The 10,352-nt window shown below is 70.4% G+C and carries 10 protein-coding genes; 6 read left to right on the top strand and 4 right to left on the bottom strand.

Annotated elements, in window-relative coordinates; translation table 11 throughout:
* The first annotated feature begins 83 nt into the window (after positions 1-83).
* Complete coding sequence (locus IQ220_RS06360) at positions 84-1,898, top strand: DEAD/DEAH box helicase (protein ID WP_193914165.1); 1,815 nt, start codon at positions 84-86, stop codon at positions 1,896-1,898.
* Between the two features lie 15 nt (positions 1,899-1,913).
* On the opposite strand, the gene IQ220_RS06355 is transcribed toward IQ220_RS06360, so the two are convergent.
* The gene (locus IQ220_RS06355; protein ID WP_186696882.1) at positions 1,914-2,114 is read right to left on the bottom strand and encodes a hypothetical protein; all 201 of its coding nucleotides are present in this window, start codon (positions 2,112-2,114) and stop codon (positions 1,914-1,916) included.
* 309 nt (positions 2,115-2,423) lie between these two features.
* Here IQ220_RS06355 and IQ220_RS06350 point away from each other — a divergent pair, with 309 nt between their 5' ends.
* The 3 genes from IQ220_RS06350 (at position 2,424) to IQ220_RS06340 (ending at position 5,645) form a co-directional block, all read left to right on the top strand.
* Positions 2,424-2,750, top strand: coding sequence for an RNA-binding protein (locus tag IQ220_RS06350; RefSeq protein WP_193913801.1), 327 nt, complete (start codon positions 2,424-2,426; stop codon positions 2,748-2,750).
* Positions 2,751-2,798: 48 nt separating this feature from the next.
* On the top strand, positions 2,799-4,649 hold the full coding sequence (locus IQ220_RS06345; protein WP_193913799.1) for an ABC transporter ATP-binding protein: 1,851 nt from the start codon (positions 2,799-2,801) through the stop codon (positions 4,647-4,649).
* Between the two features lie 153 nt (positions 4,650-4,802).
* The gene (locus IQ220_RS06340) at positions 4,803-5,645 is read left to right on the top strand and encodes an LCP family protein (protein WP_228007136.1); all 843 of its coding nucleotides are present in this window, start codon (positions 4,803-4,805) and stop codon (positions 5,643-5,645) included.
* A 30-nt stretch (positions 5,646-5,675) separates the two neighbouring features.
* On the opposite strand, the gene IQ220_RS06335 is transcribed toward IQ220_RS06340, so the two are convergent.
* Both IQ220_RS06335 and psbP read right to left on the bottom strand, forming a co-directional pair.
* Complete coding sequence (locus tag IQ220_RS06335; protein WP_193913797.1) at positions 5,676-6,722, bottom strand: FAD-dependent oxidoreductase; 1,047 nt, start codon at positions 6,720-6,722, stop codon at positions 5,676-5,678.
* A 34-nt stretch (positions 6,723-6,756) separates the two neighbouring features.
* Complete coding sequence (gene psbP, locus IQ220_RS06330; protein WP_186696887.1) at positions 6,757-7,323, bottom strand: photosystem II reaction center PsbP; 567 nt, start codon at positions 7,321-7,323, stop codon at positions 6,757-6,759.
* A gap of 109 nt (positions 7,324-7,432) precedes the next feature.
* Between psbP and recR the strand changes: the two genes are divergently transcribed.
* Together recR and lipA are read left to right on the top strand one after the other, a co-directional pair.
* Entirely contained in the window at positions 7,433-8,002 is a 570-nt protein-coding gene (recR, locus tag IQ220_RS06325; RefSeq protein WP_255510577.1) for a recombination mediator RecR, read from the top strand.
* 10 nt (positions 8,003-8,012) lie between these two features.
* Positions 8,013-8,924: a lipoyl synthase gene (gene lipA / locus IQ220_RS06320; protein WP_193913795.1), complete on the top strand. Its 912-nt coding sequence runs from the start codon at positions 8,013-8,015 to the stop codon at positions 8,922-8,924.
* Positions 8,925-8,942: 18 nt separating this feature from the next.
* On the opposite strand, the gene IQ220_RS06315 is transcribed toward lipA, so the two are convergent.
* Positions 8,943-10,331 (bottom strand): glutamate decarboxylase, encoded by a 1,389-nt coding sequence (locus IQ220_RS06315; RefSeq protein ID WP_193913793.1) that lies wholly within the window; start codon positions 10,329-10,331, stop codon positions 8,943-8,945.
* Positions 10,332-10,352: the final 21 nt, after the last annotated feature.

Genomic DNA, 10,352 nt, shown 5'->3' with positions numbered 1-10,352 from the left:
ACGTGTCCGGCACGGCGGTACCCACCCAGACATCGACTCCTGGCCTCCAGTCAGCCGCCCACGAGACGGCTGCTGTTCAGGAACTGACCACTCAGGGGAGTGGTGCTGCAGACACTGCTGCGACAGCGACCTCCACGGCTGGCAGCACCGGCCACGGCCCAGAGACCGCCGGCGGCGACCAGCCGGGTCCGGCCAGTGGCTTCGCCCACTTCGGCTTCGGCCCGGAGCTGCTGCAGGCCCTGGAGGCCGTGGGCTACAGCGAGCCCTCGCCGATTCAGTCGGCGGCGATCCCCGAACTGATGCTGGGGCGCGACCTGGTGGGCCAGGCCCAGACCGGCACCGGCAAGACGGCGGCCTTCGCCCTGCCGATGCTGGCCGGCCTGGACCCCGAGCAGCGCAAGCCCCAGGTGCTGGTGCTGGCTCCCACCCGGGAACTGGCCATCCAGGTGGCTGAGTCCTTCAGCAGCTACGCCTCCCATCTGCCCCAGGTGCGCACGGTGGCCGTCTATGGCGGCGCCGACTTCCGCGACCAGATCCACCATCTGCGCCGCGGTGCCCAGATCGTGGTGGGCACCCCCGGCCGGGTGATGGACCACATGCGCCAGGGAACCCTGGACCTCTCGGAACTGCGGGCCCTGGTGCTCGACGAGGCCGATGAGATGCTGCGCATGGGCTTCATCGACGACGTGGAGTGGGTGCTGGGCCAGCTGCCCGAACAGCGCCAGGTGGTGCTCTTCTCGGCCACCATGCCCGCCGAGATCCGCCGGATCTCGCAGCAGTATCTGAACAGCCCCGCCGAAATCACGATCAAGACGCGGGCCGCCGACGCGAGTCGGATCCGTCAGCGTTACCTCACCGTTCAGGCCCCGCTCAAGCTCGCCGCCCTGGAGCGGGTGCTCGAGAGCGAGACCAGCGAGGGGGTGATCATTTTCGCCCGCACCAAGGCGATCACCCTCAACGTGGCCGAATCGCTGGAGGCCCACGGCTACGACGTGGCCGTGCTCAACGGCGACGTGCCCCAGGCCCAGCGGGAGCGCACGATCGAGCGGCTCAAGACCGGCCAGGTGAACGTGCTCGTGGCCACCGACGTGGCCGCGCGAGGCCTGGACGTGGAGCGGATCGCCCTGGTGATCAACTACGACATCCCCTTTGACGGCGAGGCCTACGTGCACCGCATCGGCCGCACCGGCCGGGCGGGCCGCAAGGGCGACGCGATCCTCTTCCTCACCCCCCGGGAGCGGCGCTTCCTGGGTGGACTGGAGCGGGCGGTGGGCAAGCCGATCGAGCCCATGGAGGTGCCCAACAACGCCACGATCAACCAGAGCCGTCTCGATCGCCTGCGCCAGCGCCTCACCGGCGCCCTGCAGCAGAGCGCCGTCAGCGCCGACGAACGGGCCCTGCTGGGCGAGATCCTGCAGCGGGTGGCTCAGGAGCAGGGCTGCAGCCCGGACCAGCTGGCCCTGGCCGCCCTGGAGCTGGGTCTGGCGGGCAAACCCCTGCTGCTGCAGGGCAACGACGACTTCACCCAGGTGCGGCCCCAGGGCCCGGCCCGCCGCGACGGCCGCGACGGGGGTCGCGACTTCCGTGATGGGGGTCGCGACGGTGGCCGAGAGCTGCGTCGCGGCGGACGCCCCGAGCGCTCCCTGGGGGCACCGGAAGCCGACATGGACCGCTTCCGGGTGGAACTCGGCTGGCGCGACCGCATCAAGCCGGGCAACCTGGTGGGCGCGATCGCCAACGAGACCGGTCTGCAGGGCAAGGCGATCGGCCGGATTCAGATCTTCGATGCCCACAGCATCATCGATCTGCCGAAGGGCATGCCCGAAGACATCTTCGCGAGCCTGCGGGAGCTGCGGGTGCTCAACAAACCCCTGCAGATCTCCCGCTTCCGGGGCTGAGTCCAGCCCCTGGGCTCAGGCCCAGAGCCTGGTGACACTGGTGCAGTGGCTGCCGCTGACCTCGGTCAGCTCCATCACCTCCACAGCCGCGATCAGGGAGGGCTGCACGTCCTGGCTCTCGGTCTGCACCAGGCTCTGAAGCAGATCGAAGCGATCCTGGGGTGCCAGCTCGCCGTCTTCGCTCCAGGCCAGGCTCCAGGGAACGGGGGCCGTCATGGCATCCACCTGATCAGATCACGATTTGCTGACAATGCCCCAGCGACCGGGAGCAGCGCAGCTTCTTCAGAGTCTTTTCGGGAACTGCTTCAGGCTTCTTTACGCTCGCCCCGGCCGCCGCCGCCCCCCGTCAGCGACGGGTGGCCAGGGATACCTTCTGCCGGACAGCAGAGGCTTGTGCGCTGCTTCGCCCCCTAAATTGGGTTCCATTCCTGTTGGCACCGCAATGGTGCTGCGCCGGTTCGCCACGGCGGGGCCAGCACTCATTCTTTCCGTTCACAGGACTTCGTTCCAGGTTCTGCTTCATTCATGACCATTTACGTTGGCAACCTCTCCTTCCAGGCTGAACGCGAGGACCTGCTCGATCTCTTCGGCCAGTACGGGGAGGTGCGTCAGTGCAGCCTGCCGCTCGATCGAGAAACCGGGCGCAAGCGCGGCTTCGCCTTTGTGGAACTCGCCAGCGACGACGATGAGCAGAAGGCCATCGACGATCTCCAGAACGTGGAGTGGATGGGGCGGATGATCCGGGTCAACAAGGCCACCCCCCGGGAGGGCGGCGGTGGCGGGCGCGGCGGCTACGGCGGCGGCAACCGCGATGGGGGCGGCGGCTATGGGGGCGGCGGCAACCGCTGGTGATCCCGGAAGGGGAGAGTGGGGCCTGCATGCCCAGCCCTTTCCTCTGCCATGGCGCCACCGCCCGCTGCCCCGTTTCCTGCCGCCGCCACGGCCCATCCCCAGGCTCAGCCCTCGGCCCTGCGGCGCCTGCTGGCAGCCCTTGGGCCCCACCGGCGTCTGGTGAGGCTGGCCGCGGCCTGCTCGGTGCTCAACAAGCTGTTCGATCTGGCGCCGCCGGTGCTGATCGGCCTGGCGGTGGATGTGGTGGTGCGGCAGGACACCGCCTGGCTGAGCAGCTTCGGGGTGAGCAGCGTGGCCGGCCAGCTGGGTGTGCTGGCGCTGCTCTCCTTTCTGATCTGGAGCGCTGAGTCGCTGTTCGAATACCTCTACGGCGTGCTCTGGCGCAACCTGGCCCAGACCGTGCAGCACGAGCTGCGCCTCGAGGCCTACGACCATCTTCAGCAGCTGGAGATGGCCTACTTCGAAACCAGCAGCAGCGGCCGGCTGATGGCCGTGCTCAACGACGACATCAACCAGCTGGAGCGCTTCCTCGACCACGGCGCCAACGAGATCCTGCAGCTGCTCACCACCGTGCTGGCCGTCGGCGGCGCCATGGCCGTGCTCTCGCCCACGGTGGCGGGGCTGTCGTTCCTGCCGATCCCGGTGATCCTGTGGGGGTCGCTGCGGTTCCAGAAGCGGCTGGCCCCGCGCTATGCCGCCGTACGGCAGCAGGCCGGCGACCTGGCCAGCCAGCTCAGCACCAACCTGGGCGGCATGCTCACGATCAAGAGCTACACCGCCGAGGGCTGGGAGCTGGAGCGGCTGCGGCGGCAGAGCCAGGCCTACCGCCAGGCCAATCGTCGGGCGATCGGGCTCTCGGCGGCCTTCGTGCCGCTGATCCGCTACGCCATCCTGTTCGCCTTCATCGCCATCCTGGTGATCGGTGGCCTCCAGGCCGAGCGGGGCGCCATCGCCACGGGCACCTATGCCTTTCTGGTGTTCATCACCCAGCGTCTGCTCTGGCCGCTGACCACCCTGGGCCGCACCCTGGACGACTACCAGCGGGCCATGGCCTCCACCAACCGGGTGCTCGACCTGCTCGACACCCCGGTGACCATCCCGGCCGGTGAGCGCCCCCTGCCCGTCGAGCAGGTGCGGGGTGAGATCCGCTTCGAGGCCGTGCAATTCGGCTATGGGGGCCGCGAGCCGCTGCTGCAGGCGTTCGATCTGGCAATCCCGGCGGGCAGCACCCTCGGCATCGTGGGGGCCACCGGATCGGGCAAGAGCACGATCGTGAAGCTGCTGCTGCGGCTCTACGCGATCCAGGCCGGTGAGATCCGTCTGGATGGGATTCCGATCCGCACGCTGCGGCTCGATGACCTGCGCCAGGCCATCGGCCTGGTGAGCCAGGAGGTGTTCCTGTTCCACGGCACGGTGGCCGAGAACATCGCCTACGGCAGTTTCGAGGCCAGCCCCGCGGCCATCGAGGCCGCCGCCCGCCGCGCCGAAGCCGACGCCTTCATCCGGGCCCTGCCCCAGGGCTACGCCACGGTGGTGGGGGAGCGCGGCCAACGCCTCTCCGGCGGCCAGCGCCAGCGCATCGCCCTGGCCCGCGCCATCCTCAAGGACCCGCCGGTGCTGGTGCTCGATGAGGCCACCGCCGCCGTGGACAACGAGACCGAGGCCGCCATCCAGCGCTCCCTGGAGCAACTCACCGCGGAGCGCACCACCCTGGTGATCGCCCACCGTCTCTCCACCGTGCGCCATGCCGATCGGATCGTGGTGATGGACCAGGGCCGGATCGTGGAGAGCGGGCGCCATGACCAACTGATCCGCGCCGGCGGGGTCTACGCCAACCTCTGGCGGGTGCAGGCCGGCCTGCGCCGCGATGAACAGCTCGACGAGATGCTTAGGGCCTAAGCCGCCAGAGGGGCTGCCCGTCCAACCGGCTCAGCGGCAACCGTGCCCCACGCCGCTGTGCAATAGCGTTTCTCCATGAAGACCAGCGAGGCCCGGCGGGCCCCCCATCAGCAGCCTCGACAGCGGCGACGGCGTGGGCCGGTGCTGCTGGCCATGCTGATCGGGCTGGGGGGCGGGCTGCTGGCGTCCATGCCGCTGGCCGACTGGTTGAGCGGCACCTCGTTGCCGGAGAACCCCCGCATCACCAACCCCTTTGCCGCCTGGAGCGGCATCGGCGACCAGAACATCCTCGTGCTGGGCACCGATGCCAGCGGCGCCAACACCGATGTGATCGCCACGCTGCGCATCAATGGCGGCATCACCAGCATCACCCAGGTGCCCCGCGACACCTACATCGATCCAGAGGGCTACCGCCCCACGAAGGTCAATGCCCTCTACGCACTGGGGGGCACCGAGCTGCTGGAGAGGGAGCTCTCCTTCAAGATGGGGCGCCCGATCACCCACCACGTGGTGGTGAATCTGAACGCGATCAGCCGCATCTCCGACGCCCTCGGCGGCATCGACGTGGATGTGCCCAAGCGGATGCGCTACACAGACAGAAGCCAGGGGCTCTCGATCGATCTCCAGCCCGGACCCCAGCTGCTCAGGGGCAACGACCTGGAGGGCTTCCTGCGCTTCCGCCATGACGAGTGGGGCGACATCGGCCGCATCGAGCGACAGCAACTGGCCCTCAAGGCCCTGTTCCGCAAGCTCACCCGGCCTGAAAACCTGGTGCGGCTGCCGATGCTGCTCGCCGCCGGTGGCAACGACGTGAAGACCAACCTGGGGCCGATGGAACTGGGGGGCCTGATCACCGCCATGGGCAGCACCGAACTCAAGACAGAGCGCCTGGGGGGACGGCCCTTCATGCTCGATGGCATCAGCTACTGGGAGGCCGACTGGCCCAGACCGGCCGGCGAAGGCGACGGCAGCTTCGACAACAACTACGTGTACTGAGGTTTGCCCCGCTGACTGAGGCTCACTCCGTTACTGAACCGGATCGGCCGCGGCAGTAGCGATGGCCTGGGCCAGGCGCAGCGCCTGCTGGGGCACCTGGCTGAAGGCCGCCGAGAAGCCGCTCAACACCCACAGCCCCGGCGCCCCGCCCACCGGGCCCACCAGCGGCATGGCCGTAGGGGAGAAGGTGACAGGCACCTGGCGGTAGCGGGCGGGGGCCCCAGCCAGGGCAGGGCTCAGGCCGCTCAGCCCCTGGCGCAGGCGCTCCTCCATCGCCGCCGGATCCGGCTGCGGCGTATCGGGCGCCTGCGCACCCACCGCAGCTTCCGCACCCACCAGGCTGATCTGGCCGGCCAGCCAGCGATCCGCGCTCGGCACCAGGCCGGCATCCACCACCCAGGCCAGTGGCCCTGGGGCGAGGGTCTGGCGTTCCAGGGCAGGCCGCTGAAACCGCCGCGGCAGGGTCAGTTCAGCCGGCCAGCAGAGGCCCCGGGGCGGGGCTTCGGCGAGCTCCAGCACCCCCGCCCAGCTGGTCTGCAGGCCTGGTTCCAGGGCAGGCCAGAGCTGGCGGCAGCCGGCACCGGCGGCCAGCACCACCTGGGCGGCCTCCAGCCCAGGATCCGCAGCTGAGCCGCTGGCGCCACCACCAGCAGCCGGGGCCGGCTCCAACACCAGCCGCCAGCCGCCCGGGCCGCGCTGCAGCGGGCCCCGCACCTGAGCCGGCAGCACCCGCACCCCAGCGGCGGCCAGGGCGGCGGGCAGGGCGGCCAGGAACAGCGGCGCCTCCACCTGGGCGGCGGGCAGGGGCAGGCGATCCAGCCAGGGAACGGAAGCTGCGGGTTCGGCCGCGCTGTGCAGCCGCAGCCAGCGGCAGCGCAGCCCCAGGGGGCCATGGCGGAGTTGCAGCCGCAGCCAGGGCAGGGCGGCCGGCAGGGGCATCAGGCCGTAGCTCAGCTCTGTGGCGGCGGGCCCAGCCCCCTCCACCAGCACCACCTCCAGTCCCAGCGCCGCCAGCTCCAGGGCCACCAGCCCGCCGCAGAGGCCGCCCCCCACCACCACCACAGCAGCAGCCGCCATCGCCGTGTCCCTGGCCGGCTCCCGCCGTTCCGGCTCAGACCAGCAGCGTGAAGGAGGTCACCACCTGGTGGAACAGCTCGTTCACCTTGTCCCAGCGCGCCTCATTGGTGCTGGCCGCGAAGGTGTACAGGCGCCCCCGGTCCACCACCACCGTGGCGAACTCGTGGCGATCGCGGTCGTCGAGGTGCACCGCGTACTCGAGGTCGTAGAAGGTGCGGCCGTCCTGCTGGCGCTCATCGGCCTGGAGCAGCTCCGCCTGGCGGCCACTGCCCTCGGTGGCGATCACGGCCCGGCGCAGCTGCTCCCCCACGGCCACCGCACTGCCCAGGCTGGTGAGGTCGCTCTCGGGGGTCACCTCGGAGATCACCAGGCTGAGGGTCTCGTCACTGTTGATCAGGTCGTGAAACACCACCTGGGGGCCACCGCTCACCTGCACCCGCACCCAGCCGGTGGGATAGAGGAAGGCAAAGCGGCCGTCTGGGTTCTGGAAGCGGTTCAGCCCCGCTGAAGCGGCACTGCAGCCCACCAGCGCCACGGCCAGCAGCAGGGCCAGAGCCCCCCGCACAAGGGGCCGAGGCAGCAGGGCGGAGGGGCTGGTCATGGCAGGGAGAGGGGGACCGATGGCGCCATTCTGCTGCGAGCGCCGGCCCGCCTACATTCAGCCCACCTGCGGCGGTTCGCTGAGCGGCTTCACGCGCCCGTTGGCCCGGCTGATCGACCAGTTCGAGCGGCTGCCCGGCATCGGCCCCCGCACGGCCCAGCGGCTGGCCCTGCACCTGCTGCGCCAGCCGGAGGAGCAGATCCGCAGCTTCGCCGAGGCCCTGCTGGCGGCCCGCAGCCAGGTGGGCCAGTGCCAGCGGTGCTTTCACCTCTCGGCTGAGCCCCTGTGTGAGATCTGCCGCAATGAGGAGCGCCGCAATGGCCAGCTCTGCGTGGTGGCCGACTCCCGCGACCTGCTGGCCATGGAGCGCACCAGGGAGTTCCGGGGCAGCTATCACGTGCTGGGCGGCCTGATCTCGCCGATGGACGGGATCGGCCCGGAGCTGCTGCAGATCGGACCGCTGGTGCAGCGGGTGGCCGATGAGGGCATCGAGGAGCTGATCCTGGCCCTCACCCCCAGCGTGGAGGGAGACACCACCAGCCTCTACCTGGCCAGACTGCTCAAACCCTTCACCACCGTGAGCCGCATCGCCTACGGCCTGCCCGTGGGCAGTGAGCTGGAGTACGCCGACGAGGTGACCCTGGCCCGGGCCTTCGAGGGGCGGCGGCGGATGGAATGAACCAGCAGCCATGAGCCAGACCTCCAGCCGTTACAGCAGCATCGCCCCGGCCGAACGGCTGCCCGCCTGGCTGCGGCGACCGATCGGCGAGGCCTCCGCCCTGGAATCGGTGCAGGGGGTGGTGAAGCAGCAGCGGCTGCACACCATCTGTGAGGAGGGCCGCTGCCCCAACCGGGGCGAGTGCTATGCCGCCGGCACGGCCACCTTCCTGCTGGGCGGTCCGATCTGCACCCGCAGCTGCGCCTTCTGCCAGGTGGACAAAGGCCGGGCGCCGCTGCCCGTGGACGGGGCCGAGGCCGAGCGGGTGGCGGAGGCCGTGGCCACGCTGCAGCTGCGCTATGTGGTGCTCACCGCCGTGGCCAGGGACGATCTGGCCGACCACGGCGCCAGCCTGTTCACCGCCACCATGGCCGCGATCCGGCGCCGCAGCCCCAGCGTGGCCCTGGAGGTGCTCACTCCGGACTTCTGGGGCGGGGTGGCCGATCCCGAGGCGGCCCTGGCCGCCCAGCGCCTGCGGCTGGCCACGGTGCTGGCGGCAGCGCCAGTGTGCTTCAACCACAACCTCGAAACCGTGGAGCGGCTGCAGGGGGAGGTGCGCCGCGGCGCCACCTACCGCCGCTCCCTGGGACTGCTGGCCGCAGCCCGGGAGCTGGCCCCCGCCATCCCCACCAAGAGCGGCCTGATGCTGGGGCTGGGGGAGAGCGAGCAGGAGGTGGTGGAGACTCTGCGCGATCTGCGGGCAGTCGACTGCCAGCGCCTCACCCTGGGCCAGTACCTGCGCCCCTCCCTGGCCCACCTGCCGGTGGCGCGCTACTGGACCCCGGACGCGTTCGAGCGCCTCGGTGCCCTGGCCCGGGAGCTGGGCTTCGTCCAGGTGCGCAGCGGGCCGCTGGTGCGCAGCAGCTACCACGCCGGCGACTGATCCGCGGCCAGACACGACCTAGAGATGGTTGTAGGAGGCCGCCTCGGCAGCCGAGAGGGGCACGCTGATCGGGTGCTGCTCGAAGTGGTCGATCGCCTGGCGGATGTCCTGCAGCAGCAGATCGGCCATGTCGCGGCTGAAGCCGCGCCGCACCATGATCCGCTGGAAGGCCTGGCTGGCGAGGGCGCCGGTGAAGGGGTAGGCGGGCACCTGCCAGCCCCTGCTGCGCAGGCGGTCGGCGAGGTCGTAGAGGCTGAAGCCCGGATCAGTGCCCGGCTGCAGCTGCCACACCACGGCCGGGATCCCCTTGGCGGGGTCGCCGTCGTGCAGCACCGAGAACAGCGCCAGCCTGGCCAGCTCGGCGGCGAGATAGCGGGCCACCTGGTAGGCCACGCCATGGGTGAGGCGGTAGCCCTCCCGGCCCAGGCGCACGAAGGTGTAGTACTGGGCGATCACCTGGCCGGCCGGCCGCGAGAAGTTGATCTGAAAGGTGGGCATGTCGCCCCCCAGATAGGACACGCTGAAGACCAGCTCCTGGGGCAGATCACTGGCCTGGCGCCACAGCACCCAGCCCACCCCCAGGGGGGCCAGGCCGTACTTGTGGCCCGAGGCATTGATCGACTTCACCCGTTCGAGGCGGAAGTCCCAGGGAGGCAGATCCGGGGCGGTGAACGGGGCCAGAAAGCCGCCGCTGGCGGCGTCCACGTGGATCGGTACGTCCAGACCGGTGCGGGCCTGGAGGTCGTCGAGGGCGGCACTGATGGCCGCCACATCCTCGTAGAGGCCGTGATACGTGACGCCGAGGGTGGGCACCACCATGATCGTGTTCTCATCCACCTGGGCCAGCACATCCGCTGGTGTGATGCAGAGACGGCCCGGCGTCATGGTGATCTCGCGCAGCTCGATGTCCCAGTAACGGGCGAACTTGTGCCAGCAGATCTGCACGCTGCCGCACACCATGTTGGGCTTGTCGGCCGGCAGACCCGCCGCCTGCCGCGCCGCCCGCCAGCGCCACTTGGCCGCCATGCCGCCGAGCATGGCCGCCTCGCTGCTGCCGATGGTGGAGCAGCCGGTGGCGCCGGCAGGGGCATGCCAGAGGTCGGCCAGCAGGCTGACGCAGCGGCGTTCCAGTTCGGCGGTCTGGGGGTATTCGTCCTTGTCGATCAGGTTCTTGTCGAGGCCCAGATCCATCAGGGCGTGGACTTCGGGCTCCTCGCAGGTCTGGCAGAAGGTGGCCAGGTTCTGCTTGCTGTTGCCATCGAGCAGCAGCTCCTCCGTGAGGATGGCGGCGGTGAGAGCGGGCTCCTGGCCCTCGGCGGGGAACAGGTCCAGCGGCAGTGGCCGCACCAGCAGCTCGGCCTCCTGCTGATCGCGTTGGCTGGTGGCGCCGGTGAGGTGCAGGGCCATGGGCGGCTTGAGGGGGCCAGG

It is taken from the genome of Cyanobium sp. LEGE 06113 (genome assembly GCF_015207615.1).
The sequence above is the reverse complement of the archived record's forward strand: the minus strand, read 5'-3'. Positions and strand labels throughout refer to the sequence as shown.

Excerpts from the sequence above, each read along its gene's own strand:
- IQ220_RS06355 (WP_186696882.1), bottom strand. The coding sequence starts at position 2,114 with ATGACGGCCCCCGTTCCCTGGAGCCTGGCCTGGAGCGAAGACGGCGAG.
- IQ220_RS06350 (WP_193913801.1), top strand. The coding sequence starts at position 2,424 with ATGACCATTTACGTTGGCAACCTCTCCTTCCAGGCTGAACGCGAGGAC.
- IQ220_RS06345 (WP_193913799.1), top strand. The coding sequence starts at position 2,799 with ATGGCGCCACCGCCCGCTGCCCCGTTTCCTGCCGCCGCCACGGCCCAT.
- IQ220_RS06340 (WP_228007136.1), top strand. The coding sequence starts at position 4,803 with ATGCTGATCGGGCTGGGGGGCGGGCTGCTGGCGTCCATGCCGCTGGCC.
- IQ220_RS06335 (WP_193913797.1), bottom strand. The coding sequence starts at position 6,722 with ATGGCGGCTGCTGCTGTGGTGGTGGTGGGGGGCGGCCTCTGCGGCGGG.
- psbP (WP_186696887.1), bottom strand. The coding sequence starts at position 7,323 with ATGACCAGCCCCTCCGCCCTGCTGCCTCGGCCCCTTGTGCGGGGGGCT.
- lipA (WP_193913795.1), top strand. The coding sequence starts at position 8,013 with ATGAGCCAGACCTCCAGCCGTTACAGCAGCATCGCCCCGGCCGAACGG.
- IQ220_RS06315 (WP_193913793.1), bottom strand. The coding sequence starts at position 10,331 with ATGGCCCTGCACCTCACCGGCGCCACCAGCCAACGCGATCAGCAGGAG.